Raw genomic sequence first — 26,887 nt, 5'->3', positions numbered from 1 at the left:
CGCCGAGCGGCTTTCCTATAGCGAGGCCAGCGACGATCGCGGCCATGAGCCAGCCATGCTCAACGAAGACGCCCGGGTTCATCCCCACACCCGCATTCGCCAGTGCGAAGATCGGGAGGATAGCGTAGCTCGAGCGCGCGCCGGCGTGCCGCAGCAGCCGGTCGGCGGGCGATTCAAGCCTGTCGTGTATTGCGTCAAGGGCGTGCAATGCCGGAGTAGATGGGCCGTGCCTGAGAACCTCGCCCTCGTGCCGAGCCTCGGAGGCGATGATGGTACTGGCCTGCGTCATCAGGGCAGCCAGGTCAGCAGGCGGGCGCGTCGGAATGAACAGCGCAAGTACCACGCCGGCCAGCGTCGCATGGAGGCCGCTTGCGTGAACGAATGCCCACAACACGACGCCCAACAGGATGTAAGGCGAGAGTAAGTAGACTCTCGATCGGCTCAGCAGCGCCAGCGCAACGACCACCGCCGCGGCCGCAATCAGGTAGCCCGGATGGATATCATGGGAGTAGAACACAGCGACGACGATGATCGCGCCGATGTCGTCTACGATGGCCGCCGCGGTGAGAAAGATACGCAACTCGACGGGGACGCGGGCGCCCATCACCGCGATCAAGGCAATCGCGAAAGCAGTGTCGGTCGCCATCGGAACGCCCCACCCGTGCGACCATGGCCCCGCGGGGATGACCAGGACATACAGAAGCGCCGGCACAACCATGCCGCCGATCGCAGCCGCGATCGGGAGTGCGGCAGCGCGACGACTTGCGAGGTGGCCCACTGTCATCTCGCGCTTCACTTCCAACCCCACGACGAGGAAGAATACCGTCAGCAGGCCATCGTTGACCCAATGGAGGAGTGACATCCGAAAGGCTGCGTCGCCCAAGCTCACACCGAGCTCCTGGCGCCAGAACGCCTCGAACGTCGGCCCGATCGGCGAGTTCGTCAAGACGATCGCCGCCACGGTCGCGAGGACCAACAAGAGGCCGGCGGACGGTCCCCAGCTCGCGAAGTCCAATGCCGCCGTACGGACGCGGTGGCCGAGCGTGCCAAGCATCGCATCGACGAGAGAGCTCTCGTCCCAAGGCCCGTCGTAGCGCCGGCGGTTGAGGTAGAAGGTCGGCGTGAATCTCACGCCACTCGCGTGTGAGCTTGCAATGTCCGCGTCCACCTTCGCCCTCGCGTGCCGCTGGGCATCGTCGTCGCCGCGCGCGAAGTCGGCGTTCACGCCGAGGTCTGCAGCCACCGCGACGAGGTCGTCCTCTGTGAGTTGCATTGACCTTGTCATCAGCTTGATGTGCGCGGACCAGAACGCTTCAGACGTCTGGGCAAGCTCAGCAAGCTGGGCGGCCCGAAGGGCAAGGTCGTTGCCCGTGAGCGGCAAGTGTCGGAAGGCGTAGCAGACGCGATCGCCGAGTTGGTCGCGCGCCTGTGCTATGCGCTCGTTGGCAGCCCTGCAGTGCGGGCATGCGTAGCTGCCGTACTCGATGAGGACGATTTCGGCATCAGGATTGCCGAGCACGTGGTCTGTGGTGTGGTCGACCGGGCGGTCGAGGCGGTCGCGCGGGATCATGAGCTCCATCGCTGAAACGGTCTCCAGGTGCTCGCGCCGGCTACGACGTCGGCGCGGCTGTCGCTGGGTTGATGAGGTGGAATACGCCGCCCTCGGGTGCCGGCGTGTATGCGATCTCCCCACCGACGATACTGCCGGGGAGAACAGCAACGTGCACGTGCGAGAGAATGAGGCGCACCAGCGTGCCGGCGCCCCGCTCGCTCCCCATGCCGACCGCGCCGCCTCGTCCTTCGGCGAAGCGCTGGACTTGGGGCAGCCCAAGGCCGGTGCCGATGCCCGCGGCCTTTGTCGTGAAGTATGGGGTGAAGACCCGCGAGAGGACCTCCTCGGGCATATCCTCCCCTCCCCGTCGTCGGCGACGATGGATCTCGACCAAGCGCGCCAGCGGAAGTCTCGACATTCCGCGCCGCAACGGTGATCGCGCCGCCGTTCGGCATGGCATCGGCCGAGTTTCGGCAAAGGTTCAGCAGAGCGAAGTACAGTTCTTTCACGTCGGCATTGAAGTCCCATAAGTCAGGGTCGATCTCGGTGCGGACTGTGATGTCCGGACGCAACGCCTGATCAAGCGTGGTTGCCATCGCAGCGAACCGGTTGCCATCGACAAGTCCGTCGATCGAGTTGGGACGCACTCGCGCCGTGTCGAGAAGCTGCCGGCTGAGCAACGCGCCTCTCGTGATCGCCTCCTGCATTTTGCTGACTATCGCCTTTCGTTACGAGGCATCGCTCTCGAGCAGCCGCAGGCCGCTTCCGATCACGGCGAGAAGGTTGTTGATCTCGTGGACCGTGAACTGCGCCACGTCCCCGGCACGAGGGAGGGCGACGACAGATCGAAGCTTGGGGTTACGACGACGCGAAGGAAAATCACCTTTGGCCATGGAATCGATAGCCGACCGTTATCGGAGGCGCGGAGAGACGCTTGGCACATGATAAGGGGGAGTGCGGCGCCACGCTCAGAATGGGCTCGAGCGAGATTCTGTGCACCCGCGCAGATGTATTCGTACGTGAGGTCATCATAACGCGCGGCTATCGACTCGATAGCGTGACGTGACTTCCCATTCGGTGAGCGGAGTCCCATCATTGGCGGGTAGCGAGCATCATCTGATGCACTACCTGCGGCACCGTAGGAGCGAGACAGGTCGATGTTTTCAGTGATTTTCGAGGTCCTCCCGAACAAGGAGAATTGGGACGACTACCTCGACAACGCCGAGATGCTCCGTGGCGAGCTTCAACAGGTCGAGGGCTTCGTCGACAACATCCGCTACAAGAGTCTGACCCGCGAGGGCTGGATTCTATCGCTTTCGAACTGGCGGGACGAGAAGTCGCTCGTCCGGTGGCGCACCAGCAAGCGTCATCACGAAGCCCAGCAGAAGGGCCGCGACGAAATCCTCGCAGACTACCACCTGCGGGTCGGCCAAATCACCGCCGACAATCAGGTGCCTGTAGGGTACGCCCTCACAAAGCAGCGGCTGGACGAGACCGAGGTCGGGGAGGGAACAACTATCATGCTGATCAACGCTACCCGCCCCGCGGAGTGGAAGCAGACGAACAACCCGTACGACTGCGCCGAGTGGCTCGGATTGAACCCGTGGGCTGCCGACGGCACGTCTTGGGACATCTTCGACGCGGTACTCGCGCCCGGCGAGCTGATTCTGCTCATATCCTGGAAGGACGCCGCTGCTGCACAGGCTTATGAGGATGCTTCCGCGCCAAATGACAAGGCCAGGATGCGAAGAGTGCGGATCGTGCGCGACTACGGCAAATACGACCGACGAGAGGCTCCTCAATACTACCCGGACGCGAAGGGCGGCGAGACCCTTCATGCGTGACATCGTTATTTCGGAAGATGTCGCGCAGCATAGCACCAGCTCCTGTTCTCGGTGTTTTTCTCACCCAGAGGACGGGCATCCGCTGACGCGCCCGACACAAGAGCAACCCCAGTGTGGAAAAGACGATGAAGATCCGAACTGTTGCCGCCGCCGCCGCCCTAGCCTTGCCGATGGCCAGCCCGGCCGTCGCCCAAGAAGCGGAAACCGTTGCCAAGAATTTCGAAGGGACCATTCCCAATATCCCCGGAAAGTCCCTGCTCGCAGTGGAGGTCGACTATCCCCCGGGTGCAGCCTCGCCGGCCCACACCCACGCAAAATCGGCGTTTATCTACGCCTACGTGGTCTCGGGCGCGATCGAGTCCAAGGTGAATGACGGAGAGACACGCATCTACCAAGCTGGAGAGAGCTGGTCAGAAGAGCCGGGCGCAACCCATTTGATCAGCCGCAACGCGAGCGAGACCGAGCCGGCAAAGCTGCTCGCCGTCTTCGTCCTCGACACGGGTGACAATCCGCTGACCACGCCCATCGGATAACCAGTCAGGCGTGACCACGGCCTATGCTTTCGCGGCGCGGCATGAAAGGATTATTAAATGAGCCGGAACCCAGGTCTTGAGCCGCATTACCCCCAGGCGGCAGAGCTCGGTGCGATCGAAACTCAGATCATCCCGCGTGCCCGCGACTCGGCAGCTTCGAGGTTCGCAGAGCCCTTCCGGCGCCGGCCGGCAGATGGTTGGCCCTTTCATCTTCTTCGACCAAATGGACCGGCTGAATTTCTGACCGGGAACGGAATCGACGTGCGGCCGAATCCGCATATCGGGCTGGCGACGGTGACGTATCTCTTCGACGGTGAATTCCAGCATCGGGACGAACCAGATGATCTATCCCAGGTGAGGTGATCGGATGATCGCTAGACACGCCGACCCATTCCGAGCGCACGAGCGCGAGCGCGGCCACCCGCGCCGGCACGAGCATCCTCTTTGGCATTCAGACGTGGGTGGCACCTCCTGAGCGCGCGGAAGGGACCAGTGCAAAAAATTTCGAACATCACAGTAAAGATCCACTTCCGTTGCTCGAAGGTGAGGGCAAAAACCGAAGGCGCGATCGAAGTCACTGGCGAGCGTTTAGAGAGCGGTCGGATGATGGTGTTCCGGCCGGGCGACGCCATTTCTGTGCGGCGAGGCGAGCGAGGGGCGCGACTGATGGTGCTCGGCGAAACGCCGAACGGCCGGCGGTACATCTGGTGGAATTTTGTCGCCTCCTCACAGGAGAAGATCGAAGCTGCGAAGCATGCGTGGGCCAAAGGCAAATGGGCTCATGGTTGCTTTCACCTGCCTCCGGGCGACGATCATGAATTCATCCCGCTACCGGACTGAAGGCGGCAGAAGAGAAGGGCACCCTGTCCGTGAGCACTAAGCGAGTCAAGACGTCGGGACTTCATGACTATGGCGCGCCATCAGTTTCAGAAGCAGATTCGTCGCCAGCCAGCGCCTGAACGGGGTTCTGGCTTCGCGCGGGAGTTGCTTCCTTAAAGGTGCCTACCGATGTGGACACGGAAGACGAAGACTCAAGAGTCCGGTGCACCGGGCATTTATTGGCGATCTCGATGATCTTCGCCCGGAGCTCGTCGGTCAGTGCGGTGTCCAAGGCGATGGTTCGCGTGAAGCGGTCGATCTTCGCGCCCGGTGGGGCGTCTGTGGCGCAGTCGGAGCAGTCGACGGCATGAACTTTCTCATGGGCAACGTCGACAATGACACGGCCCAGAGGAATGTTCTTGCGGTCTGCGTACAGGCGAAGCGTCATCGACGTGCACGCTCCAAGAGCGATGGAAAGGAAGTCGTAAGGAGTCGGTCCGGAGCCCAGGCCACCCATTTTCTCGGGCTCGTCCGCAAAGAGCCGGTGCCGGCCTGCACGCACCATGTTCTGGAACCTTCCCTCGCCGGTTTCCATGACACGGACGTTGCCGTGAACGTCGTCCTCCTGGTGGGTGTCCGCCGAAATGTAGCGTGACAGCCAACCCGCCATCGTTTGACCCGCGAACGCAGCGTCTGCTGGATCGGAAAGCAGGTGGTCCGCCGCATCCAGGGAGATAAAGCTCTTAGGATGCTTGGCCGCCAAAAATATTTCGGTTGCGTTCTCGATGCCAACGGTCTCGTCGCGCGGCGCGTGCATGATGAGAAGAGGTTTCCGCAATGAGGCGATATCTCGCACCAAAGGTTCGCGGCGAACGTCTTCAACGAACTGCCTGCTGATTCTGAACGTGCGCTCACCAATCCGCACGTCCGCAGCTCCATCGCGATCGATTCTTGAAAGTTCGGAGGACGACACGAGTTTCAACACATGGCTGGCGTCTGCCGGGGCACCGATCGTCACGACGGCGCGGGTCTCTGGAATCTGCTTTGACGCCGACAGTACGGCGGCGCCGCCGAGCGAGTGTCCGATCAGCACGGAAGGAGCATCAAAATGTCGGCGCAAGTAGTCGGCCGCAGAAACAAGGTCCGCGATGTTCGACCAGAAGTCAGTCGACGAGAACTCGCCCTCGCTCGAACCGAGACCAGTGAAGTCGAAACGCAAGACCGCTATGCCGGCGCGGGCGAGTTCGGTAGCGATCCGTCGAACTGCGGCCAAGTCCTTCGAGCACGTGAAGCAATGTGCAAAAAGCGCGAAAGCGCGGACCGGCCCGTTGGGTAGGTCGAGCCGCGCCGAGAGGCTTGCACCTGAGTGGCCGGGAAAGTTCAGACGTAGGGGCTGTGAAGTCATTTGCGACGTCCATGTCAAATCTACTGCATCGTGCATCTAAGCTCCGCGGGGTTTCGGCGTCCGGGTCTCCTACGGCGAGATGCAGGCTATTTCCCAGCCTATCTAATGGAAGCGCTTGCCCGAAATGCATCCGGGGCATGTTATCCATAAAGTGAGGTTATCACCGCACGGGCGAATCCGAGCCGCTCACCCGAGGCCGCTGGCCGCCCGCCGACGGCACGATGGGGAGAAGTGGGCGAGGCCGAAGCCTCGCCGATGCAGCTTATCCGAAGGCCGCCAATTGGAGTTCGACGCCCTTGCGGTCGAGCGACTAGCCGGGGTTCTCGACGGCGCGATCGAATGGCTTCCACTTTTCGCCGATCACTTGCTCATAGCCGGCGACGACGCCCTCTGCTGCCATACGCAAGGAATGAGACTGAAGGCACATTTCGGCGGCGAACTCGCGCTTCCTCTGGGCAGCACTGTCGAAGCCGACCGAACCGTCGAGGTCTTCGTCGCGGATATCGTTCGCGAGCTTGCTGGTCGCGTCCTTGGCCCCTGTGACCACGCGGCTGTAGAAGTAGAACCAATGTTCAATTACGACAAGATGCTCCAGCGTTTCGAGTTTTCGAGGTCCTATGTCTGAAGTCGACTGGCTAAGCCATCTCCTGCAAATCATCACCGTTACCGGCCAGCTCGAGGTCCGCTGCGCCTACGGTGCGCCGTGGCGGGTTGCCTGGAGCCAGGCTGAGGCGAACGAAATTCCCTACCACGTCATAGTCAAAGGCCGAGCCATTCTCGAGGATCCGGAGACGAGAACAGCGCGAGAGCTGCTGAGTGGAGATATCGTTCTGCTGCCACATGGTGCGGCGCATGTGCTGCACGACGGTAGCAAGCAAACACCAATCCGTACCCACGAAAGTCGGGCCTCTGCCGGATGGATGCTGAGCGAGAACGATGGCCAGGGCGAGCAACTCGATCTGTTGTGCGGGCGATTTTTCATTGCCCCACCTCATGATCGGCTGATCCGTAATTACATGCCGGCCAATCTCGTGGCGCGAGCCATGGACGGTCATGGAGAAGAGGGCATCGGGTCCGCCTCCAACCAACTGGCGAGCCTGGTGGGGCTGATGCGAACGGAGTCCGCCCGCGACCGAGCGGGAGGACGCGCAATTCTCAACGCGCTTTCTTCGGCACTGTTCACACTCGTGCTGCGAGCGGCGAGCGAAGCCGAGAAAGCCCCCAAGGGCTTGTTGGCGCTGGCCGGCCATCCGCGGCTGGCTCCAGCAATCGCCGCTATGTTCGCCGATCCTGCACAGCCTTGGAAACTGCCGGATCTGGCGGACTTGTGCGGCATGTCACGCGCGACCTTCATGCGGCACTTTCAAGACAGGCTAGGCTGCTCCGCACTCGACCTGTTGACCGATCTTAGGGTGAGTCTCGCCGCCAACGAGTTGAAGAAGCCAGCGATCAGCACCGAGGCTGTGGCCGAGACGGTCGGGTATCAATCGGTTTCCGCATTCCGACGTGTGTTTGCCGAAAGGATGGGGATAACGCCGGGGGAATGGCGCCGACTGGCGCACAAGGGCGGGTAGACGGGCGTGGCTTGGGGCCCATAAGCGTCAAGTTGATCCTTTTGCGCATTATGTTGAGCAAGTCCAGTCTCGAAATTTGCACCGTCGGCCGTAAATTGAGCTCCGTAATCACTTGATGAGGGAGCCCCCCAATGAACTGGGCCATAGCCGCCACCGAACCCGCAACCGGCGCCATCGCTGAAATCTATGCTCGGGCCGAGAAGAGCGGAAACACTCTCGCGCCTCAACCTTCCCATCCACCCACGCGACCAACCATGACGAACGCCGTCATCGAAACTATTCTGAGCCGCAGTGCCGCCAAGTATTACGACCCTGCCGCCACCCTGAGCGACGATCAGATCCGCGACTTGGTGCGTATCGGCACCTCCGCGCCGACATCCTTCCACCTGCAGAACTGGCGCTTCATCGCCGTGCGCACGCCTGAAGCCAAGGCTCGGTTGCGTCCGATCGCCTGGGGCCAGCCCGCGATCACCGAAGCGGCTGTCACTTTCATCATCATCGGCCAATTGGCCGATTCCAGCACGATCCCAGAGCGCCTGGCGCCGGTGGTGGAAGCAGGCATCATGCCGGCAAAGATGGTCCCGGAATGGGAAATCCCTGCACGCGGCCTGTATTTCGAGCAGCCGCAGCGCCAGCGCGACGAGGCTGTGCGCTCCGCGACCTTCGGCGCAGCGGCGATGATCTATGCGGCCCGCTCACTGGGCTGGGGTTCGACACCGATGATCGGCTTCGACGCCGAACCTGTGCACCGCGAGTTCGGCCTGGCCGACGATGAAATCCCAGTGATGCTGTTGACCGTAGGCGCGGAGCGTCCGGGCAACTGGCCGCAGAAGCCGCGCATGCCGGTGGCCGATGTGCTCGAATTCGTTTGATAGCGAATATTAGTAACTTATGGAGACCACAATGCCCAGAACTGCAGCGCCGAGCCTGGAACGGGTGCCGGCCGATTCGAAGCCGACTCTCGATATGTTCACCAAGAACATCGGGTTCACCCCAAATATGATGGCGGCCTTCGCGCAGAGCCCTATCGCGTTCAACTCGTGGGCCACCCTGCTCGGATCCCTGAGCAAGGCGCTCGACGTGAAGACACGCGACAGTATCGGCCTCGCCGTCTCCGAGGTGAATGGCTGCAACTATTGCCTGACGGTACACAGCTTCACAGCCGAACATATGGCCAAGCTGTCGCCTGATGACATCATTCTTGCCCGGAAGGGCCATGCCAATGATGCGAAACGGGACGCCGCCGTCCAGTTTGCGCGCAAAGTCATCGAGACCCGCGGCAACGTCAGTGACGCCGATCTGAAAGCCGTCCGCGATGCTGGCTACACCGATGCGAACATCATCGAGATCGTCGCGCTGGTGGCCATGTACTCCCTGACGAACTTCTTCAACAACGTGTTCGATCACGAGAAGGACTTTCCCGCCGTTGCGCCAGCGGGCTCGATCTGAATTCTATCCGGTCACACCTCATGAAGCCATTGGGATCGATCGCATGAATATCCTCCATATTGATTGCAGCCCGCGTCAAGAATCGCATAGCCGCCAGCTTTCGGCAGCGATCGTCAAAAAGCTTCTCGAGGTTGTGCCCGGGGCGAGCCATCACTCGGCGTGATTTAGGGGCTGAACCCTTGCCCCACGCCGTGGGCGACTACGCGGCTGCGCTGTCGTCGCCGGCCACGTTAGCGGCCCCGCCGACGGGTTCCCTGGATGTTTCCGAAGCGCTTATCCAGGAAGTCGAGGCGGCTGACGTGATTGTCATCGGAACGCCCATGCACAACTTCACCATTCCCTCGGTACTCAAGGCGTGGATCGATCAAATCTTGCGCGTCGGTCGCACGATGACGTCGACGACGGCCGGGAAGGTGGGAATGCTGCGGGACCGTCCGGTATTCATCGGAGTCACTTCCGGTGGCGTCTTTACCGGCGACCGAGCCAACCAGCCCGATTTTCTCACGCCTTATCTGTCGCTGGCATTTGGCTCCATTGGGCTAAAAACCCTGCAATACTCCCCGTACAGGGCACCGGATTCATTGACCGGGACCAGGCCACATTAGCGAGGGAGAACGCTATCGGCCTGACGGTCATTGGAGAAGTTCGCCCCAACTATGATTGCTCTACGGATCAACGGCAACTTTCAAAGCTGGCGCATCAGACAATGAACCACTGGAATGAACTCGAGAGCTGCCCGGCGGAGATCATCGATCTCGGCAATAAGGTCATCGGAAATCCCGCGTTTCACCCTGATCTGGTCAACGGGGCCGTATGAGCCGGCAAGATCTCTGTCGTTCTCCCACTCGCCGGCTCTGGCCCCACTGCGTCTGTGGGATGTCTCACCGACCGGCCGTTCACAGCCACGGAATGGATGTGCCCGCAAGGCAGCATCAGGTCCGATCGGCCATCGACCAGAAGCCCCGCAGAGGCTTCACCTTCCCGGCCGACGTCATCTAATGCCGGAACCACGTCGCTACCGAGCGGCAATGAGCGGCTAGCCTCAGCGGCGTGAGGCCGCGATAATCCTCGGGCGTCATCCGGACAGCCCATTTCGGTTCCACCAGCACGGTCTGAAGCATGCAGGTGTTCACATAGACCAGTGACGCCTGCAGCAGGTGCAAAGCCAGAGCGGAGATCTCTTGGTCATCGATCCGGTTCGTGGCGATTTCGCCGCCCTTGCCGGAAAAAAGACGAAGCCGTTGGCGCTGTTCCAGTTTTCGACGACATTCAGCCCCTCGTGAATTTCGCGGCGGGATGCCTCCTGACGAAGATAGCGGCATAAGAATATTGTCTTGAACACGCGGCCGAGCTCGCTCAGCGCCTTGTAGGTCGGGTGCATCACTTCGGCACGGCCGAAACGCCCCAGGATCGCTTCCGGGTCTGCCGTTCTCGTCTGCATGGCGGCGGTGTATTTGACCATTTCGTAATATTGCTGCTCGAACTCCTCCCAAATTGATCGCGCTGGAACGGATCGGCAAGAGATTCGGTAGCCTTGTGCGCAGAGCGGCTTCCGGGATGGCGAGCTTCTGACGGGCTATCGCCTTCAGGCGGGGGCAAGTTCAAAGCCGAGAAGGCGGCAAAATGCGAAACCGACGGCGCTTTGCCCGTGGCTATCGACATATTCCGAGCATCAGAAATCCACGACCGCGCTCGACACGGGATCCGCACAGCAGCGGCAGGCGCAGACCTGCGATACCGTTGGCGTATTTCTGATCGGCGTCCCGGTGAGCAGCCTTACAGGCCCGATAGGGAGGGAGCAGTGGCGCAGCACAAAGGCGAGTTGATCGCCATCAGTTCGGTGCAGCGGAATAAGGGCTGTTAGCGCTTGCGCTTCACTGTTGCAGGCAACCGGATCGTCGTCGCCGATCAGGATGCCGGCTTCCTCGGCAGCGTCAGAAGCCTTGGGGACATGGACTGCGGACGTTCGGGACCCCAGTCCACCAGTCGAACTGACCTCCAGGGCAAAGGTCCAAGAGGTCGTAAGCCGGTGCGCTGAGGTACGAGTCAATCGAGCAGTAGAAATTGGCGTAAGGGTGGACGCTGCGGGGAGTTGCCTGAACCCTCCGCCCAGTTGCCTAGACGGCTCACCGCCGCGTCCAAAGGCCTACTGTAGAGTCGCCGCGGCCTTCGGCATGGATATCGGCTACTGGAACCGCTCGGACACGGAAGCCGAGCCTGACTGGGGACGTCATACGACACCCGTCGAACTCGCCCACGCCAGTGACGTCCTGGCCGTGTGCGTGGCGGGAACGCCGCAGACGGAGCGCATGGTGGGCGGCGAGGTGCTTGCTGCCCTCGGACCGAATGGCGTGCTGGTCAATATCGCCCGCGGCACTGTTATCGACGAGGATGCGCTGATCGCGGCGCTGAAGGACGGAGGGATCGCCGCCGCCGGCCTGGACGTCTTCGTGGGCGAGCCGAAAATCCGTCCCGAATTTTTCACCACTGAAAACCTGCTCCTGACACCGCATCGGGGCAGCGCAACCATCGAGACGCGCCGCGCCATGGGCGAAATCGTCCTAGCGAACCTCGCCGCCTTCTTCGACAGCGAGACGCTGCCCCACTTCCGTCGTCCCGATACAGCAGGGTACTGCCCGATGATCGTCCGGCAAGCATTTTTTGAAGGCGCGATTCATGAAAGCCGAGAGGCTGAGTTCCGGGCCTTTGTCGAGGAACGGCTGATGCCGATGTGGCGCCGTTTCCCCGGCGCTCGCGATGTGCGCGTGATGTTTTCTCGCCAGCGGGACGAAGGCGCTCCGCCCTTCGCGCTCTCGCTGGCGATTGTCTTCGACGACGGCAAAGCACTCGCCGCCGCGCTGGAATCGCCGGTGCGCTTCGAAAGCCGCGCGCTAACCGACGAACTCATGCAGATGTTCGACGGACGCATCCATCATCACGTCTTCGAGTTGTCGGAAGGACCAGGGCGCGCGAGTGCCCGATGAGCGGCCGCCGGCGACGCGGACGGCTTACGACGCGGGTTGCCTTTCCGGGCAATATGCGCTTGTTGACTCAAAAGGTGATTAGTCGAGTCAGGAAATAGCACCTTCGAGAGTAGTCGCATCGAAAGATATCCGATTTGAGTTTCAGCCCTCGAATGCAAAGCCGCGTACACGGTTTCTCTGTCGTGGGCGAACTCCGATGGCGCGTATGGGACGGCGTCGTCGCCGACGTGTGGGAGGTTACTTGCACGGAGACCGCGACAGGCGAATACATATCGCCGGATCCGAGACTTTTCGTCGCGCTCGACCTCAATCCCGGCGGATCGTTTGTGCTCAGTCATGACGGAACCGAGATCGCCCGTCACGACAAGTTGGGGACGATGAGTTTCGTTCCCGCGGGATTTGCGGTTCATGGTGAGGCGCGGGGTCTGACACGCATAAGGCACCTGGACCTTCACTTCTCCGAAGCCGCGGTGACACGGCGATTTGGCAAGGCGCTGGACCGTGCCAGGCTGGCCCGTGTGCGCCTGCAGATCGACGATACGAAAATGGCTTGGCTGGCGGCATCCATCGCCGAAGAGTGCGCCAATCACCCTGCGTTGCACGATCTCTATGGAGCGGGATTGGTCGACGCCCTGCTTGCATTGCTCTTCGACGTCCGTCGTGACGCCGAGCGTCGGCGGCCCGGCCTCTCTCGCCAGCAATTGGCTCTGGTCACTGACTTCATTGAAGCGAATTGCTTTGGAACAATACGGCTTGGCGAACTGGCAGAATTGGCGCGTCTCTCGGAGACCTATTTCAGTCACGCCTTCAAGGCGTCCACCGGCCAGCCTCCGCACCGTTGGCAGATGCAGGCGCGTATCCGAAAAGTGCAGGCTCTGTTGCTGAAGGACGACGTGAATCTCAGCGAAATCGCCACGACTGCGGGCTTCGCCGATCAGGCGCATTTCACACGCGCCTTCAAAGGCATCGTCGGCTTGACGCCGGCCGAGTGGCGGCGGGGTGCTCATCGGGCGCAGAAGTGACATTTCTGCACCATTTCAGCCTCCAATCGCATGTCGGACCAAGAATCATCAAGGCATCGCAGAATCATCCAAGCCTTCGCCCGAAAATATGAGATATGCAGTCAACTTATGGCTACGGGGACATGCTGGCCGGAGATCGGGGCGCATAGGATGAATATTTCGGACTTAAGATCGCTTTTGGCATGCGGCGTTGCCACCATAGCTTTGATGGGGGTGACAAAAGCGTTTGCGCAGGAAACGACCAATCTGCAGGAGGTCGTGGTCGAAGGTGAAGGACAGGGAACCATCGCAGGGGGCGCCGTCGGTCCGGTCAATGGCGTGGTCGCCAGGAAAACGCTGACCGGCGCCAAAGCCGCAACCGACATCACGGAGATCCCGCAATCCGTCTCCGTCATCGGCCGCGAGGAAATCGACGATCAGGGCGCCCAAAAAGCCGACGAGGCGCTGCGCTACACGGCCGGTGTGTTCGCACAGCCTTTCGGCCCGGACAGCGACACCAACTGGATATTCATTCGCGGCTTCCAGGCGACGGCCACTGGCGTCTATCTCGATGGGCTCCAGACATTCAGCCAGAGTTTCGGCGGCTTCTTCGTCGACGCGTTCGGGCTGGAAAGCATCGAGGTGCTGAAGGGTCCTGCATCTGTGCTCTATGGCGGCTCCAATCCGGGAGGGCTGGTCAATTATGTCAGCAAGCGCCCGAGCTTCGGGCGCGAGCGCTACGTCGAGACGGGCGTCAACGATGCCGGTAATGTCTACCTGGGCTTCGACATCGGCGATGTGACGAGTAATCAGGCCGCGAGTTGGCGCGTCGTTGGGCGTGTCGCCGGCGGAGACACTTACAGCGACTATCAGGACGGCTGGCGCGGTTTCATCTCGCCAAGCATCACCTGGCAGCCGGACGAGCAGACCAGGCTGACAATCCTCGCGAACTACACGCATATCGACGAGAACCACGGCGGCGGCAGCTTCCTGCCCTATTTCGGAACGGTCACGGACTACTTCACACCGGGCGGTGTGAACCTTGGCCGCATCGACGCCGACTTCAACTACAGCGAACCTTCCATCGATCTTTATGATCGACAGCAGGGATCGATCGGGTACGAGTTCGAGCACACATTCGACAGCGAGTGGACCGTTCGCTCGAATGCCCGCTTCGCCGGAGCCGACATTCAGGAGGTCGCCGTCTATCCGAATGGCTGGTCGTTCCTTGATCCGACCAACTTGGCGCGTATCAATTTTGGCCACGATACGCAGGTGACAACTTTCCTGATGGACAATCAGATCGAAGGAAAGGTGGAGACAGGAACCATCGAAAACACGCTTCTGGCCGGTCTCGACTACAAGCGATACAACATCGACCAGGTTCAGTCGTCCGGGCTTTTCGACCCCACCTACGACAATCCGATCGATCCGTTCGATCCGGTCTATGGCACACCTTTGACGCCGCGCGTCAGCTACCTCAATCAGGATCTGACGCAGCAGCAGATCGGCCTCTATGCGCAAGACCAGCTGCGCTTCGGCGGTGGCTGGCTCGTGACGCTTAACGGCCGCTATGACTGGGTAAAGACGGAGGCCGACAATCGCCCGAATTTTTACAACGCCGATCCGGCGGATTTCGATGATACCCAAGGGCAGTTTTCGGGGCGCGCCGGTCTCGCCTACGGGTTCGAAAACGGTGTAACGCCCTACTTCAGCGCTTCGACATTCTTCAATCCGCTGATCGAAACCAATGCCGTCACGGGCGAACTGTTCGAGCCGGAGGAAGGCGAGCAGTATGAAGTGGGCGTAAAATACACCCCCACTTTCATAGATGGTCTGTTCACGCTGTCAGTATTCGACCTGACGCGCAGGAACGTGTTGACCGCGGCCGCGCCGACGCCGGACAACCCGTTCCCCAGCAACGAACAAACGGGCGAAGTGCGCTCGCGCGGCGTTGAGTTGGAAGGCAAGGTCAACATCACCGAGGACTGGAAAGTTACTGCTGCGCTGACGGCCTACGAACTCAAGGTCACGAAAGATGCGAACCCGGCTCTCGTCGGCAAGCAACCTTTCCTGGTGCCGGAGGTCATGGCCTCGATCTGGACCGATTACACTTTCCGCGGCGACGCATGGTACGACGGCGTCAGCGTCGGCGGCGGTGTGCGCTATCTCGGCTCGTCCTTTGCCGACAAGGAGAACACGCTGAAGGTCCCGGATGTGACCCTGCTGGACCTGAAACTCGGTTACACGAAAGACAATTGGGGCATGGATTTCAACGTCACCAATGTTTTCGACAAGGAGTACGTATCGGGCTGTCAGGGCGTGAATGTCTGCAGCTACGGCGAAGGACGATCGTTCAAGTTGAAAGCACACGCCACCTGGTGAGCCAAGGTCGACGGGCGAGTGATTGGCGGGAACGGCGCGAGCCGTTGCCGCAAAGTTTTGAAAAGGATGCCGGGATGAAACCCGCCAGTTCCGACCAGATACTCTACGACATCGAGAGCGCCAGCTTCATCGCGGGCGGCCGCACCATCCTCGAACCGCTGGACCTGGAGCTCGCGCCGGCCCGTATCTACGGGCTGGTCGGTGCCAACGGATCCGGCAAGACCACGCTGATCAAGCTGCTCGCCTACCAGCAGAAGCCGGCCGCGGGAGCCATTCGCCTGCTCGGCCGCTCGATCGATTCCTACGGCGACCGCGAACTGGCGCGATGCGTTGCCTACATGCCGCAATTCACTCCGCCGGCCGAAAGCATGACCGTGCGTGAGCTGGTCGGCCTCGGGCGCTTTCCATGGCACGGCACGCTGGGCCGCTTCAGCGCTGACGACGCCGCCAGAGTGGAAATAGCTCTTAGTCAGACTGACCTCCTCGTCCTAGCGGACCGGCTCGTCGACAGCCTGTCCGGCGGCGAGCGCCAGCGCGCCTGGCTGGCCATGATGCTGGCGCAGGACACACGCTGCCTGCTGCTCGACGAACCGACCTCGGCGCTCGACATTGCGCATCAGGTCGACGTGCTGGCGCTGGTGCGCGACCTCAGCCGCGAGCGTGGCATCGGCGTGATCGTCGTGCTGCACGACGTCAACATGGCCGCCCGCTATTGCGATGAGATAATCGCGCTGCGCTCGGGCCGGATGGTCGCGCGGGGCACGCCGGAAGAGATCTTGCATCCGGACATGCTGGATCGCATCTATGGCATCGCCATGGGCGTGACGCCGCATCCGGTTACCGGCGCACCCATCAGTTATGTTGCCTGATTCGGTGCATTGAGATGTCCGTTCAACGCCTGTGTCGCCCGCGTGACGGTCTTGATGGGTTGGTTGCCTTGCCCACCCGTCGTGACTTCCTGGCGCTTGCGGCTGCATTGCTGACCTCGTCTGCTGCAAGTGCCAGTGCAACGCGCGTGGCCGCAATCGACTGGGGCATGCTGGAGACGGCGCTCGCCATCGGCGTCGTGCCCGTCGCGGCAACCGAACTCATACAGTTCCGCAAGATCGCGGTCGAACCTGCCGTACCGGAAGACGTCGCTGACCTTGGCCTGCGCGGCACACCGAACTACGAGCTGTTGCGCATCGTGGCGCCGGATCTGATCCTCATCTCAGGCTTCTACGAGTACCAGCGCGCCTCGCTGGAACGCATCGCCCCGGTATCGTCGCTGCCGGTCTATGAAGCCGGAAGACCTCCCTATCCTCTGGCCGAGGCTTCCATGCTCGCTTTGGGAGATCGCCTGGGACGGGCAGCCGATGCAGCGCGCTATGTGGCTGAGACAAGGGACGAAATCGAAGCGCGGCGCGGAGCGTTGAAGCATGTCGCGACCCGTCCCGCCTTCATCATCAGCCTCGGCGACTCGCGTCATTTCAGGGCGTTCGGCGCGGACTCGATGTTCGGCGACGTTCTGGAGCGCCTCGGCATCGTCAATGCATGGACGGACGGCACCAGCTACAGCGCCGCCGCCCCGGTCGGCCTGGAGGCGCTGGCGCGTGTGCCGGACGCCTCGATAGTCATGGTGGCGCCGCTTCCGCCGGAAGTGCGCCGCACGCTGCCTGCGAACGCCTTGTGGAACGCGCTGCCCGCGGTCCGCGAAGGCCGGGTAGCCGTGCTCGATCCTATCAACCATTTCGGCGGACTGCCCTCGGCGCGCCGTTTGGCCCGGCTGCTCGCCGGAGCCTTTGCCCCACAGGCCGGCAATGGTTGAGCGCGCATCGCTTCCCATCGGCCTGTGGGGAGCCATGGGACTGCTCGCCACCCTGCTGTTCATGCAGCAGGTCGGTCTGCAATGGCCGGCCGCAAGCGCCGGCCCGACCGGCCTAGGCCAAGTCATCTTCTTTTACAGCGTGCTGCCGCGTGCCGCCGTGGCGTTGCTCGCCGGCGCGGCGCTCGCCCTGGCGGGGCTGCTCCTGCAGCGCATCCTGCGCAATCCGCTGGCCGAGCCGTCGACGCTGGGCATTTCGGCCGGTGCGCAGCTCGCCATGGCCACCGCGACCATCCATGCGCCCTTGCTGATGGAATATTCGCCGGGCCTCGTCGCCTTTGTCGGCGGCATTGCCGCGGTCGCGCTGATCCTGTCGCTCACCTGGCGGCGCGGGCTCGAGCCGGTTTCCGTGGTGCTCGCGGGCATGATGGTGGCGCTGACCGCCAACGCGGCAAGCGCTGCGCTTATCCTGGCCAATGGCGAATATCTGTTCTCGCTGTTCATCTGGGGTGGCGGTTCGCTCGTACAACAAAGCTGGTACCCGGCCCTCACCATTGCCTGGCGCCTCGTCTTCGGCTTCGCCGCCGCCGTGCTGCTGCTGCGCCCCCTCGCCATTCTGGGCCTCGACGACGCATCGGCGCGAAATCTCGGGGTCTCCCTGCACGCGACGCGTTTCCTGATCATCGCGCTTGCCGTTTGGATGGCGACCACAGTTGCGGCCGAAATCGGCATCATCGGCTTCGTCGGCCTGGCCGCACCGGCGCTCGCGGCATTGTCGGGCGCCCGTTCGCTCAAGCAGAAACTCGTCGCGGCGCCTGTGATCGGCGCGATCCTGCTGTGGCTCACGGACGGATTGGTCCAGCTTGCCTCGGGGCCTGGCGGAGAGCGAATCCCAACCGGCGCGGCGACCGCGCTGCTTGGCGGACCACTGCTGCTGTGGCTCTTGCCGCGCCTGCGCATGTTCGAATGGCCCTCGCTTGCCGCCAGCACAAGCAGCGGGCGGCGCGTCTCCCGACCATGGGTTCTGGTTATCCTCATCGGCATTGGCGCGCTGGTTGCAGCCGTAGTCGGCCTTCTGGTTGGCAAGGGTCCGGCCGGTTGGTCGATCGCCTCCGGCACTGTAATGACCGATCTCGCCCAATGGCGCGCACCGCGCATCGCGGTTGCCGCCGCCGCGGGGGGCCTGCTCGGCGCCGCCGGCGTGGTCATCCAGCGCGTCACCTCCAATCCGCTCGCCAGTCCGGAAGTGCTTGGCGTCGGCACCGGCGCAGGCGCCGGACTTGCGGCAGTGCTGCTGCTTGCCGGCATGCCCGGCCTGGCCTGGCAATTGACCGGCTCCGCTATAGGTGCGCTTGCCGTGCTCGCGGCCATCCTCATCCTCGGAGCGCGCGGCAATCTCGGCCCCGAACGCCTGCTCTTCGCGGGCATCGCGCTCAACGCTCTATGCAGCGCCGTGCTCACGGCCGTCATCGCGCTCGGCAACGTGCAGTCCTACGTGCTGCTGCGCTGGCTCAGCGGCTCGACCAGCGAAGCTGGCGCCGTACACGCCTTAGTCGGGTTTGCCGCCCTGCTCGTCCTTTCGACGCCGCTGCTTGTGCTTGGGCGCTGGCTGGAGGTGCTGCCGCTAGGCGACGCAACCGCGCGGGCACTGGGTCTGCCGGTACGCGCGGCGCGAACAACGCTCGTCGTCATCGCCGCGCTCGCCAGCGCCTTCGCGGCGATGTTCGTCGGACCGCTCAGCTTCATCGGCCTCATAGCGCCGCATCTCGCGCGCCTGCTCGGCCTCGGTCGTGCTCGCCAGCATCTGGTGGGCTCGATCCTGCTCGGCGCCCTCTTGATGATCGTATCCGATTGGCTTTCTAGAATGGCCGCGTTCCCCTATCAACTGCCGGTCGGCCTCTTCGCCTCGTTGCTGGGCGGGCCGTATCTGATCTACCTGCTCGGAAAAGGAGTCCAGCGTCATGGCTGAGATGCCTCGGTTTTTGATCGCCTCGGCGGAAATTTCGCTTTCCTCGCCCGAAGAGATCATGCTGAAACTCTGCGCTCACTTCCGTGAGCACGGCGATGTCACGGTCGAGGGCAAGTGCAGCCGCATCGAAACCGGTTTCGGCACTGCCGGCTTCGAGGCCTGCGAACGCTGTCTGAAGGTTTTCGCCGAAGGCAAGGACGACACGGCGCTCGCCTATGTGAAGCTCGCGGTGGCCGAGCATCTCCTGCATTTCGCGGCTGCCGACAAGCCGACGATCCGCTGGCAGGGTGACGGCGTGGCGGGCCAGCCGCTGCCATATTTCCGCGAGATGCGCGTCGTGCGCGCCGTCGATGTAACGCCGCACATGCGCCGGCTGACGCTCGCCGGCAACGATCTGAGACGCTTCGCTTCAGGCGGCATCCACGTCCGCCTTTTGCTGCCGCCCAGCAAGGACGTGACTCCCGCCTGGCCTGTGACCGGCGAAGATGGACGGCCGAGCTGGCCTGAGGGGCATGATCGTCCTCATGTCCGCATCTACACGCTGCGCCGCGTCGATGCGGACCGGGGCGAGGTGGACATCGATTTCGTCATACATGAGGGCGACGCCACGCCGGGCGCCCGCTTCGGCGCGGAAGCGCGACCAGGCGACGTGGTCGGGATGACCGGTCCCGGCGGCGGCTCCGCCGGCGAGGCTGACTGGTATCTTTTCGCGGGTGACGAAACCGCCCTGCCCGCAATCGCGCGTATCTTGGAGGGGTTGCCCGCTGCGGCACATGCCGTGGTCCGCATCGAGGTCGCCGACGCGCGTGAGGAGCAGCCGCTCACGACATCGGCCAGCCTCGACCTGCGCTGGCTGCACCGCAACGGACGGGAAGTGGGATGCGCGGGTCTTCTGCCGCAAGCCGTGCGGGAGGTGAAATGGCCGAATGACGGCCGCAGCGTCTTTGGCTGGGCCGGATGCGAGCACCGGGATTTTCGCGCTATCCGCGGCTACTTCCGGCAGGAACTCAAGCTCACCCGGGAAGAGCATCTCGCCGTCGCTTATTGGCGTCGCGGATTCGACGGCGACAATGCGCGCCGGGAAATCTGACACGATCACAACAATCACATAGTCACACCGCCATGATCCGCCGTTTCTTCGAATATTACCGACCCTGGAAGGGATTGTTCCTTCTCGATTTCTGCTGCGCGGTCCTCTCGGGCCTGCTCGAACTCGGCTTTCCGATGGCGGTGAAGACATTCGTCGATGACCTTCTGCCGACCCAGCAGTGGACCATGATCGTGCTGGCCGCGCTCGGCCTGCTTGCCGTTTACCTGTTCAATACGGGGCTAATGGCCGTGGTCGTCTATTGGGGCCACATGCTTGGCATAAACATCGAAACGGAGATGCGGCGGAAGAGCTTCGACCATCTGCAAAAGCTGTCGTTCAGCTTCTACGACGACAACAAGACCGGTCATCTGCTCGCGCGCGTCACCAAGGATCTCGAGGAGATCGGCGAGGTCGCCCACCACGGGCCCGAGGACCTGTTCATCGCGGTGATGACCTTTCTCGGCGCCTTTGCGCTGATGTTCTGGATAAACCCGCAACTCGCGCTCATCACCGGCGCGGTCGTGCCGGTGGTCGCCTGGGTCACCAGCCGCTACGGCGGCCGCATGACGCATAACTGGCAGATGCTCTACAGACGCGTCGGCGACTTCAACGTGCGCCTGGAAGAAAACATCGGCGGCATGCGGGTCGTGCAGGCCTTCGGCAACGAGGATCACGAGCGCGGACTGTTCGCGCGGGACAACGACAATTATCGCAGCACCAAGCTTGCCGCCTACAAGATCATGGCCGCCAGCACGTCGCTGAGCTACATGAGCATGCGGCTGATCCAGCTCATCGTCATGGTCGCCGGCAGCTATTTCGTCCTGACGAACCAGCTTACGGCCGGCGGCTTCGTCAGCTTTCTGTTGCTTGTGAACGTGTTTTTCCGGCCGATCGACAAGATCAATTCGGTCATCGAGACCTATCCGAAGGGTATTGCCGGGTTTCAGCGCTACCTGGCACTGCTCGATACCGAGCCCGATATCGCAGACCGGCCGGGCGCGGTCGCCACGAGCGGACTCAAGGGCAATATCCGGTTTCGAGACGTCAGCTTCGGCTATACGGCCGAGCGGCCGGTGCTGAACGAGGTCAATCTCGATATCCCCGCAGGAGAGACCGTCGCGTTCGTGGGACCGTCGGGCGCCGGCAAGACGACGCTCTGTTCGCTGCTGCCCCGGTTCTACGAAATCCAGTCCGGCTCGATCACCATCGACGGCATCGACATACGCGACATGACGCTGGCCTCGCTGCGGCGCCATATCGGCATCGTGCAGCAGGACGTATTCCTGTTCGGCGGCACTATCCGGGACAACATCGCCTATGGCCGCCTCGACGCAGCGGAGTCGGAGATCGCCGAGGCTGCGCGGCGAGCCCGCCTCGACCAGATGATCGCATCGCTTCCCGATGGTCTTGAAACCGTGATCGGCGAGCGGGGCGTCAAGCTATCGGGTGGTCAGAAGCAGCGCCTTGCGGTCGCCCGCATGTTCCTAAAAAACCCGCCGATACTCATACTCGACGAGGCGACGTCTTCGCTCGACACCGAGACGGAGCGGGAGATCCAGCAGTCGCTTGCGGAACTGTCGCAGGGCCGCACCACGCTGGTCATCGCGCATCGGCTCGCGACCATCCGGCATGCCGACCGTATAGTCGTGGTTGATGGCTCCGGCGTCGCGGAACAGGGCTCACACGAAAATCTGATCGCCGGAGGCGGCATCTACAGCCGGCTCCACGCCGCCCAAAGCGCCCGCGAATGGCGTCCCAGCAAGAAGCGCCATTGAGTAGCCGCATTAGTTGAGTTTAATTATCCACAAATAAGATACAGGAATAGACATGAAGTTCGGTTCCCTTTGGATCGCGGTCGCGATGACGTTTTTGGTGGGAGGATCTACCGCCGCCCAGGAACAGCAGGCGTCGCCTCCCGCGGCAGCCGCAACCGAGGTGCCTGCGCCTTCACCGACCAATCCACCCGCGGCCCAGGCTCCGGCGCAAAGCGGCGCACCTGCCTCGCAGACGCCTCCATCCCGGGCCACCGCGGATCGGGCGGCGCCTTCCGCCGCCACGGCCCCTCTCGAGGCGATGGAGATGACGCCGGATACGGACGTCGCCGAGATCGAGGGCGGGTCTACTCGAATGCTGCCGCACGATCTCTCCCCCTTGGGTATGTTCATCAACGCCGACATCGTCGTCAAAGGCGTCATGATCGGCCTAGCCTTCGCTTCGCTGGTTACCTGGACAGTGTGGCTCGCCAAGACGCTGGAACTCTTCACTGCGCGCGTCAGGGCACGGCGGGCCATGGGCGTCATCGTGCGGGCCAAAACGCTCGACGAGGCCAACACTGTGCTCGGCAACGGCAGCAGTCCAGCGGTGCTTCTGGTGCAGGCGGCGCGGCAAGAGGTGGCCATGTCGGAGCCCGCACTCGACCATGTCGAGGGCGGCGGCCTCAAGGAGCGTGTTGCCTCGCGCCTCGCCCGCATCGAGGCCCAGGCCAGCCGCCGAATGACTCGCGGCACCGGTCTTTTGGCCACCATCGGTTCCACGGCGCCGTTTGTCGGCCTGTTCGGGACCGTTTGGGGCATCATGAACGCCTTCGTCGGCATCTCCGAGGCACAGACCACCAATCTGGCCGTTGTCGCACCTGGTATCGCCGAAGCTCTCCTCGCTACCGCGCTCGGCCTCGTGGCCGCCATCCCCGCCGTGGTTATCTACAACGTTTTTGCCCGCACCATCGCCGGCTACAGGCAGGTTTTGGCGGACGCTTCAGCCGGCGTCGAACGGCTGGTCAGCCGCGACCTGGACTACCGCGCGGTGCCTGCCCAAGCACTGGCAGCCGAATAGGAGCGCAAGGATGGCAGGCAAGGTTCGCGAGAATATCGGCGACGAGCTCGAAGAAGCACATGAGATCAACGTCACGCCGTTCATCGACGTCATGCTGGTACTGCTGATCATCTTCATGGTCGCAGCACCCCTGGCGACCGTCGATGTCAATGTCGACCTCCCAGCCTCGACAGCTGCCGCTGTGCCGCGGCCTGAGAAGCCGGCATTCCTCACCCTCAAGGAAGACCTGTCGCTTTCGCTCGGCAACGAGATGCTGCCGCGCCAGGGTCTCGGCGAGGCGCTCGACAGCCTTACTGGCGGCGACAAGGAAACACGCATCTTTCTGCGTGCTGACGAGGCCGTCGATTATGGCGAACTGATGCAGGTCATGAATCTGCTGCGCGCCGCCGGCTATCTCAAAGTGGCGCTCGTAGGCATCGAGACCCTGCCCGGCAGCGCAACAGGCTCACCATGAGCGCGCCGGCCGAACTCACAATGGGCGGATCGCCCTCGGCCCGTGAGGCTGGCAGATGGGCCGGCGCCGCGGTGCTGGTTGTGGCTGCTCATGCGGCCTTCGTGTATTTGTTCCACGACCTGACTGCGTTGAATCCGGCGCCCGAGGCGGCGGAGCAGGCGCTCATCGTCGATCTGGCACCATTGCCGGTATCAATGCCTGAATCGGTGGAGTCGGAAATTCTTCCCGAGAATGAGCCAGTCGAAACTATCGAGCCCGTCCAGGAGCCGGCTGAGATCAGCGAAGTCGAGCCGGAGGAGACGGCGCCGATGGAGCCGGAGCGCCTCGAGGAAGTCCAGCCCGAGGAGGTTACCCAAGTCGAGCCGGAACAGGTTGAACCCGTCGAACCGGAAATCGTCGAGCAGGTGCAGGCGGAGCCACAGGCGACGCGGCCGGAAGTGGCCGAACCTGTCGACCCTGAGATCGTAGAAGAGGAAATCGCCGCGGCGATCACCCCAGAAGTTGTACCGCTCCCCGAACCGAGACCGGTGGCCGAACCTGAGAAGCGGGCCGAGACCTCTCGCAAGGACGAAACAAACAAACCCGTCCGGCGCAAGGCGGAGATAGCCAAACCGAAGCCCCAACGTGAAAAAGCGGCGGAGCGGAAAGTCGCAAAGGACATGGCCAAATCCAAGCCTTCGACGGCATCACAGAAATCGAGAGCCTCCCGAGCGCCGAACGTCAGTCCAGCCCGCTGGCACAACTCGGTAAGGGCCGCGATCGCACGGCGTGTCGGCGGGTTGCGCGGCGTGGAAGGCACGGTCAACATCAGCTTCATGGTGACGGCCTCGGGCCGAGTCAGATCTGCTCGCGTGTCGCGCTCGTCCGGTAACAGTCGATTGGACAATGCCGCCGTCAGAGCGGTGCGCTCCGCCCGGGTCCCTGCTCCACCCGCTGAACTTGGCGGTTCAACCCATTCCTTCTCGATCCCACTCACGGTGCGCTGAGAGCACGAAATCTCTTTCTCCCCAATTGCGGCGGGCGGCGTGAGAGAACCCCATGTCTGCCTGGAACAGAGGCCACATAGTCGGCCAGAAGCGGCCGCTTAAGCCAAGAGACGCTGAAATATCAAGACACGATTAGGGATGTCCGTGAAAGCCTATGTCAAGCGAGGCAAGACCGATGCTGCCGACGCGGAGGCGATCTGCAAGGCCATCACGGCCAACCCTGCGCTTTGTCGAGGTCAAGAGCATGGAACATCCGGGCGTGCTGATGATGCACAAAACTCGAGACCTCCTGGTCCGCCAACGCACCATGTTGATCAACGCGCTACGCGGGCACCTTGCTGAGCGCGGCATTATCGCCGCGCAGGGAGCCGCCGGTGTGAAAGCGGCGATCGAGGCTTTTCATACGGCGCAGGACAGCTTGCCGGCACTAGCACGCAACGCGCTGCACGGACTGATCGACCAGATGCGCGCCCTCGCCCGTGAAATCGACAAGATCGAAAAGACAATCCTGACCTGGCATCGCAAGAACGCGGCGAGCCGACGTCTGGCTGCCATCCCAGGTATCGGGCCAATCACGACGAGCGCCATCACGGCAGCGATACCCGATGCGACACTATTTTCTGAAGCAGCCGCAGAGAGAAACCGAGTTCTCGATCGCACGCCTTCGCAATCTCAGTGCGCAGATCCTGACCTATGTCCGCTCGAACAACGGCACGATCATCGACAACGGAAAGCGCTACGGGAGCGGGCTGCGGGTCGCCACTACCGTCGCGGAGTCAGCGGTAAACTCGCTCGTCCGCAAGCGTGGTCAGAAACAGCAGATGCGATGGTCGCCCCACGGCGCTCACATGCTTATGCGGGTCCGCACGGCGGAGGCATGGCGATCTTCGCAACCGGCTGCGGGCACCGTTCAGACAGCATGAACCAAGCGTACCGCCAATATTCAAGCCCAAGCCACCCCTGTTGCACGCCGCCTAACCCCAGAGAAACTACCGGTCTTCCCCAAGCAGGCCCTGGTGCGATGGTTGCGGCACAGGCGAACACGAGACTGACAGCCCCTCGGTCCGCAGGCGAGGCTGACGGACCGCAAGGCACGCCTCGCCGATGGTCTGAAGCGGCTAGCTCGGGCGACACGAATCTGCACGATCCCGCACGTATCATCGAGGATGGAACATTGCAGATCGACCGATTGACGGCGGACGTTCCAGACGGCGCCGACGAACTGATACTCGATCTCTTATCGCCAGATGCCACGCGTTTGGATCGCCGAGGTAGTTCGGTCCTCTATCCAGCCGCGTTCACGGCGCCTGTGTCCGGCGCGACGGCGCACCAGCCAGTTCCAACCTTGCATCGATTGAGTATTTCCCAGCGCCCGCGACGTACAACAGAAAAAAGCCGCCCGTGAGGCTGATGTTCTTGTAGAAATTGATCATGTTCATGAAGTGCTCGTAGCCCGTCATCATCCAATAACGATGACCAATTAACGCGGCTATAATGTTGAACAACCCGATCAACAACGCCACCGGCCGTGTCCAGACGCCCAGTACCAGCGCGATGCCGCCAAAAAACTCGATCACCATTGCGATAAGCGCGGCGATGGGCGGCAGAGGAGCGCCGGTTTGCGTCATGTAGACGACGGTCCCGGCATAGTCAGTGAGCTTGCCCCAGCCGAATACGAGGTACAGCACGGCAAGCAAAATGCGAGCGATAAGAAGGGCTTCGTCCCTGATCCTCCCGGCGCCTAAATCGGTCATAGTAATCCTCTATATCTTGTAAAGAAGCTGCAATCTTTCCCAGGTGTTTTCGATGCGTCACACTAGCAACGTCGATTCGTTTAGTTCGATGGATGCGACCAAAGACATTGATCTCGAAGCTGAAAGCCCGGATTACGCCGACTGTGGTCCAGTTCCTGCGCGGTCCGTTGCCGAACGCCCTCCTCTGCGAATGGCCCGAGGGTCTCGTACAGCTTCGCCGGATCGGTGCGGATCTCATAAAGAGCGCGCGGGGTCGCCGGGGAGATTGCGTTGCGCTTGACCATTATCTCTACTCCCGATTTTGCGCTAGTGAGCACATCCGTTCGTCAGCCGCGCCATGTAAATGCGTTTGTCTAATGTCTGCATGGGCGGTCCAAGGTTGGTGCTGTTATGAATAAATGGTGCAAAAATTTCCAATAGCCGGCAGTTATAGTTTCGATAGCTCGGCGCGC

General features: G+C 62.2%; 26 protein-coding genes and 5 pseudogenes. 23 read left to right on the top strand and 8 right to left on the bottom strand.

Annotation, left to right across the window (positions count from 1 at the left end):
- From nhaA to G6N73_RS37300, 3 genes are all read right to left on the bottom strand, one after another.
- The coding region (gene nhaA / locus G6N73_RS27940) for a Na+/H+ antiporter NhaA (protein WP_165033215.1) at positions 1 to 1,579 on the bottom strand (1,579 nt) is incomplete at its 3' end.
- A gap of 31 nt (positions 1,580 to 1,610) precedes the next feature.
- A complete protein-coding gene (locus tag G6N73_RS37305) occupies positions 1,611 to 1,904 on the bottom strand; it encodes an ATP-binding protein (protein WP_246252636.1) in 294 nt (97 codons plus the stop codon).
- Between the two features lie 376 nt (positions 1,905 to 2,280).
- Positions 2,281 to 2,445, bottom strand: a complete 165-nt coding sequence (locus tag G6N73_RS37300) for a hypothetical protein (RefSeq protein WP_246252634.1) — start codon at positions 2,443 to 2,445, stop codon at positions 2,281 to 2,283.
- A 264-nt stretch (positions 2,446 to 2,709) separates the two neighbouring features.
- Between G6N73_RS37300 and G6N73_RS27930 the strand changes: the two genes are divergently transcribed.
- From G6N73_RS27930 to G6N73_RS38785, 4 genes are all read left to right on the top strand, one after another.
- A complete protein-coding gene (locus G6N73_RS27930) occupies positions 2,710 to 3,396 on the top strand; it encodes an antibiotic biosynthesis monooxygenase family protein (protein ID WP_165033214.1) in 687 nt (228 codons plus the stop codon).
- 125 nt (positions 3,397 to 3,521) lie between these two features.
- Positions 3,522 to 3,929: a cupin domain-containing protein gene (locus G6N73_RS27925; RefSeq protein ID WP_165033220.1), complete on the top strand. Its 408-nt coding sequence runs from the start codon at positions 3,522 to 3,524 to the stop codon at positions 3,927 to 3,929.
- Positions 3,930 to 3,986: 57 nt separating this feature from the next.
- Entirely contained in the window at positions 3,987 to 4,292 is a 306-nt protein-coding gene (locus G6N73_RS38790; protein WP_425484153.1) for a pirin family protein, read from the top strand.
- A gap of 129 nt (positions 4,293 to 4,421) precedes the next feature.
- The gene (locus G6N73_RS38785; RefSeq protein WP_425484152.1) at positions 4,422 to 4,769 is read left to right on the top strand and encodes a pirin-like C-terminal cupin domain-containing protein; all 348 of its coding nucleotides are present in this window, start codon (positions 4,422 to 4,424) and stop codon (positions 4,767 to 4,769) included.
- 67 nt (positions 4,770 to 4,836) lie between these two features.
- On the opposite strand, the gene G6N73_RS27915 is transcribed toward G6N73_RS38785, so the two are convergent.
- Positions 4,837 to 6,153, bottom strand: coding sequence for a bifunctional alpha/beta hydrolase/OsmC family protein (locus tag G6N73_RS27915; protein ID WP_165033219.1), 1,317 nt, complete (start codon positions 6,151 to 6,153; stop codon positions 4,837 to 4,839).
- Positions 6,154 to 6,463: 310 nt separating this feature from the next.
- A pseudogene (locus G6N73_RS27910) lies at positions 6,464 to 6,712 on the bottom strand (hypothetical protein); the annotation flags it as partial.
- Positions 6,713 to 6,770: 58 nt separating this feature from the next.
- Here G6N73_RS27910 and G6N73_RS27905 point away from each other — a divergent pair.
- From G6N73_RS27905 to G6N73_RS37295, 4 genes are all read left to right on the top strand, one after another.
- Entirely contained in the window at positions 6,771 to 7,727 is a 957-nt protein-coding gene (locus G6N73_RS27905; protein WP_165033213.1) for an AraC family transcriptional regulator, read from the top strand.
- A gap of 254 nt (positions 7,728 to 7,981) precedes the next feature.
- Positions 7,982 to 8,599 carry a nitroreductase family protein gene (locus tag G6N73_RS27900; RefSeq protein WP_165033218.1) on the top strand — a complete coding sequence of 206 codons (618 nt, stop codon included), beginning with the start codon at positions 7,982 to 7,984 and terminating at the stop codon, positions 8,597 to 8,599.
- Positions 8,600 to 8,630: 31 nt separating this feature from the next.
- On the top strand, positions 8,631 to 9,176 hold the full coding sequence (locus tag G6N73_RS27895) for a carboxymuconolactone decarboxylase family protein (protein ID WP_165033217.1): 546 nt from the start codon (positions 8,631 to 8,633) through the stop codon (positions 9,174 to 9,176).
- Between the two features lie 179 nt (positions 9,177 to 9,355).
- Positions 9,356 to 9,781, top strand: coding sequence for an FMN-dependent NADH-azoreductase (locus G6N73_RS37295; protein WP_246252632.1), 426 nt, complete (start codon positions 9,356 to 9,358; stop codon positions 9,779 to 9,781).
- Positions 9,782 to 10,171: 390 nt separating this feature from the next.
- Here G6N73_RS37295 and G6N73_RS38385 read toward each other — a convergent pair whose 3' ends face one another.
- Together G6N73_RS38385 and G6N73_RS38380 are read right to left on the bottom strand one after the other, a co-directional pair.
- Positions 10,172 to 10,354 carry a Tn3 family transposase gene (locus G6N73_RS38385; protein WP_425484154.1) on the bottom strand — a complete coding sequence of 61 codons (183 nt, stop codon included), beginning with the start codon at positions 10,352 to 10,354 and terminating at the stop codon, positions 10,172 to 10,174.
- Positions 10,306 to 10,779: pseudogene (locus tag G6N73_RS38380) on the bottom strand (Tn3 family transposase); the annotation flags it as partial. The pseudogene G6N73_RS38380 and the gene G6N73_RS38385, both read right to left, overlap by 49 nt.
- Before the next feature lie 310 nt (positions 10,780 to 11,089).
- On the opposite strand from G6N73_RS38380, the pseudogene G6N73_RS38780 reads away from it, so the two are divergent.
- From G6N73_RS38780 to G6N73_RS38775, 15 genes and pseudogenes are all read left to right on the top strand, one after another.
- Positions 11,090 to 11,683: pseudogene (locus tag G6N73_RS38780) on the top strand (NAD(P)-dependent oxidoreductase); the annotation flags it as partial.
- A gap of 132 nt (positions 11,684 to 11,815) precedes the next feature.
- On the top strand, positions 11,816 to 12,160 hold the full coding sequence (locus G6N73_RS27875) for a hypothetical protein (RefSeq protein ID WP_165033216.1): 345 nt from the start codon (positions 11,816 to 11,818) through the stop codon (positions 12,158 to 12,160).
- 518 nt (positions 12,161 to 12,678) lie between these two features.
- Positions 12,679 to 13,182 (top strand): helix-turn-helix transcriptional regulator, encoded by a 504-nt coding sequence (locus G6N73_RS37285; protein WP_343044764.1) that lies wholly within the window; start codon positions 12,679 to 12,681, stop codon positions 13,180 to 13,182.
- A 150-nt stretch (positions 13,183 to 13,332) separates the two neighbouring features.
- Complete coding sequence (locus tag G6N73_RS27865; protein WP_165033211.1) at positions 13,333 to 15,546, top strand: TonB-dependent siderophore receptor; 2,214 nt, start codon at positions 13,333 to 13,335, stop codon at positions 15,544 to 15,546.
- A 74-nt stretch (positions 15,547 to 15,620) separates the two neighbouring features.
- Positions 15,621 to 16,415: an ATP-binding cassette domain-containing protein gene (locus G6N73_RS27860; RefSeq protein WP_165033210.1), complete on the top strand. Its 795-nt coding sequence runs from the start codon at positions 15,621 to 15,623 to the stop codon at positions 16,413 to 16,415.
- 14 nt (positions 16,416 to 16,429) lie between these two features.
- Complete coding sequence (locus G6N73_RS27855; protein ID WP_165033209.1) at positions 16,430 to 17,353, top strand: ABC transporter substrate-binding protein; 924 nt, start codon at positions 16,430 to 16,432, stop codon at positions 17,351 to 17,353.
- Positions 17,346 to 19,319 (top strand): Fe(3+)-hydroxamate ABC transporter permease FhuB, encoded by a 1,974-nt coding sequence (gene fhuB / locus G6N73_RS27850; protein WP_165033208.1) that lies wholly within the window; start codon positions 17,346 to 17,348, stop codon positions 19,317 to 19,319. The genes G6N73_RS27855 and fhuB overlap by 8 nt, the downstream gene beginning before the upstream one ends.
- Positions 19,312 to 20,409, top strand: coding sequence for a siderophore-interacting protein (locus G6N73_RS27845; protein WP_165033207.1), 1,098 nt, complete (start codon positions 19,312 to 19,314; stop codon positions 20,407 to 20,409). Before fhuB ends, G6N73_RS27845 begins: the two co-directional genes overlap by 8 nt.
- 32 nt (positions 20,410 to 20,441) lie before the next feature.
- Complete coding sequence (locus G6N73_RS27840) at positions 20,442 to 22,184, top strand: ABC transporter ATP-binding protein (protein ID WP_165033206.1); 1,743 nt, start codon at positions 20,442 to 20,444, stop codon at positions 22,182 to 22,184.
- A 52-nt stretch (positions 22,185 to 22,236) separates the two neighbouring features.
- The gene (gene exbB, locus G6N73_RS27835; RefSeq protein WP_165033205.1) at positions 22,237 to 23,241 is read left to right on the top strand and encodes a tonB-system energizer ExbB; all 1,005 of its coding nucleotides are present in this window, start codon (positions 22,237 to 22,239) and stop codon (positions 23,239 to 23,241) included.
- A 10-nt stretch (positions 23,242 to 23,251) separates the two neighbouring features.
- Positions 23,252 to 23,695, top strand: a complete 444-nt coding sequence (gene exbD / locus G6N73_RS27830; RefSeq protein ID WP_165033204.1) for a TonB system transport protein ExbD — start codon at positions 23,252 to 23,254, stop codon at positions 23,693 to 23,695.
- A complete protein-coding gene (locus tag G6N73_RS27825; protein ID WP_165033203.1) occupies positions 23,692 to 24,681 on the top strand; it encodes an energy transducer TonB family protein in 990 nt (329 codons plus the stop codon). The genes exbD and G6N73_RS27825 overlap by 4 nt, the downstream gene beginning before the upstream one ends.
- Before the next feature lie 141 nt (positions 24,682 to 24,822).
- Positions 24,823 to 25,300 (top strand): annotated as a pseudogene (locus G6N73_RS27820) (IS110 family transposase); the annotation flags it as partial.
- Positions 25,287 to 25,604, top strand: coding sequence for a hypothetical protein (locus tag G6N73_RS27815; protein ID WP_165033201.1), 318 nt, complete (start codon positions 25,287 to 25,289; stop codon positions 25,602 to 25,604). The pseudogene G6N73_RS27820 and the gene G6N73_RS27815, both read left to right, overlap by 14 nt.
- A 98-nt stretch (positions 25,605 to 25,702) precedes the next feature.
- Positions 25,703 to 25,958, top strand: a pseudogene (locus tag G6N73_RS38775) (hypothetical protein); the annotation flags it as partial.
- Positions 25,959 to 25,979: 21 nt separating this feature from the next.
- Here G6N73_RS38775 and G6N73_RS27810 read toward each other — a convergent pair.
- Positions 25,980 to 26,435, bottom strand: coding sequence for a DoxX family protein (locus tag G6N73_RS27810; RefSeq protein WP_165033202.1), 456 nt, complete (start codon positions 26,433 to 26,435; stop codon positions 25,980 to 25,982).
- Between the last annotated feature and the right edge of the window lie 452 nt (positions 26,436 to 26,887).

Source organism: Allomesorhizobium camelthorni (assembly GCF_011045125.1).
Classification (GTDB): Bacteria; Pseudomonadota; Alphaproteobacteria; order Rhizobiales; family Rhizobiaceae; genus Allomesorhizobium; species Allomesorhizobium camelthorni.
Note: the sequence above shows the minus strand (reverse complement) of the source record. Positions and strands in the feature narration are given on the sequence as shown.

Excerpts from the sequence above, each read along its gene's own strand:
- G6N73_RS37305 (WP_246252636.1), bottom strand. The coding sequence starts at position 1,904 with ATGCCCGAGGAGGTCCTCTCGCGGGTCTTCACCCCATACTTCACGACA.
- G6N73_RS37300 (WP_246252634.1), bottom strand. The coding sequence starts at position 2,445 with ATGGCCAAAGGTGATTTTCCTTCGCGTCGTCGTAACCCCAAGCTTCGA.
- G6N73_RS27930 (WP_165033214.1), top strand. The coding sequence starts at position 2,710 with ATGTTTTCAGTGATTTTCGAGGTCCTCCCGAACAAGGAGAATTGGGAC.
- G6N73_RS27925 (WP_165033220.1), top strand. The coding sequence starts at position 3,522 with ATGAAGATCCGAACTGTTGCCGCCGCCGCCGCCCTAGCCTTGCCGATG.
- G6N73_RS38790 (WP_425484153.1), top strand. The coding sequence starts at position 3,987 with ATGAGCCGGAACCCAGGTCTTGAGCCGCATTACCCCCAGGCGGCAGAG.
- G6N73_RS27915 (WP_165033219.1), bottom strand. The coding sequence starts at position 6,153 with ATGACTTCACAGCCCCTACGTCTGAACTTTCCCGGCCACTCAGGTGCA.
- G6N73_RS27905 (WP_165033213.1), top strand. The coding sequence starts at position 6,771 with ATGTCTGAAGTCGACTGGCTAAGCCATCTCCTGCAAATCATCACCGTT.
- G6N73_RS27900 (WP_165033218.1), top strand. The coding sequence starts at position 7,982 with ATGACGAACGCCGTCATCGAAACTATTCTGAGCCGCAGTGCCGCCAAG.
- G6N73_RS27895 (WP_165033217.1), top strand. The coding sequence starts at position 8,631 with ATGCCCAGAACTGCAGCGCCGAGCCTGGAACGGGTGCCGGCCGATTCG.
- G6N73_RS27875 (WP_165033216.1), top strand. The coding sequence starts at position 11,816 with ATGATCGTCCGGCAAGCATTTTTTGAAGGCGCGATTCATGAAAGCCGA.
- G6N73_RS27865 (WP_165033211.1), top strand. The coding sequence starts at position 13,333 with ATGAATATTTCGGACTTAAGATCGCTTTTGGCATGCGGCGTTGCCACC.
- G6N73_RS27860 (WP_165033210.1), top strand. The coding sequence starts at position 15,621 with ATGAAACCCGCCAGTTCCGACCAGATACTCTACGACATCGAGAGCGCC.
- G6N73_RS27855 (WP_165033209.1), top strand. The coding sequence starts at position 16,430 with ATGTCCGTTCAACGCCTGTGTCGCCCGCGTGACGGTCTTGATGGGTTG.
- fhuB (WP_165033208.1), top strand. The coding sequence starts at position 17,346 with ATGGTTGAGCGCGCATCGCTTCCCATCGGCCTGTGGGGAGCCATGGGA.
- G6N73_RS27845 (WP_165033207.1), top strand. The coding sequence starts at position 19,312 with ATGGCTGAGATGCCTCGGTTTTTGATCGCCTCGGCGGAAATTTCGCTT.
- G6N73_RS27840 (WP_165033206.1), top strand. The coding sequence starts at position 20,442 with ATGATCCGCCGTTTCTTCGAATATTACCGACCCTGGAAGGGATTGTTC.
- exbB (WP_165033205.1), top strand. The coding sequence starts at position 22,237 with ATGAAGTTCGGTTCCCTTTGGATCGCGGTCGCGATGACGTTTTTGGTG.
- exbD (WP_165033204.1), top strand. The coding sequence starts at position 23,252 with ATGGCAGGCAAGGTTCGCGAGAATATCGGCGACGAGCTCGAAGAAGCA.
- G6N73_RS27825 (WP_165033203.1), top strand. The coding sequence starts at position 23,692 with ATGAGCGCGCCGGCCGAACTCACAATGGGCGGATCGCCCTCGGCCCGT.
- G6N73_RS27815 (WP_165033201.1), top strand. The coding sequence starts at position 25,287 with ATGCGACACTATTTTCTGAAGCAGCCGCAGAGAGAAACCGAGTTCTCG.
- G6N73_RS27810 (WP_165033202.1), bottom strand. The coding sequence starts at position 26,435 with ATGACCGATTTAGGCGCCGGGAGGATCAGGGACGAAGCCCTTCTTATC.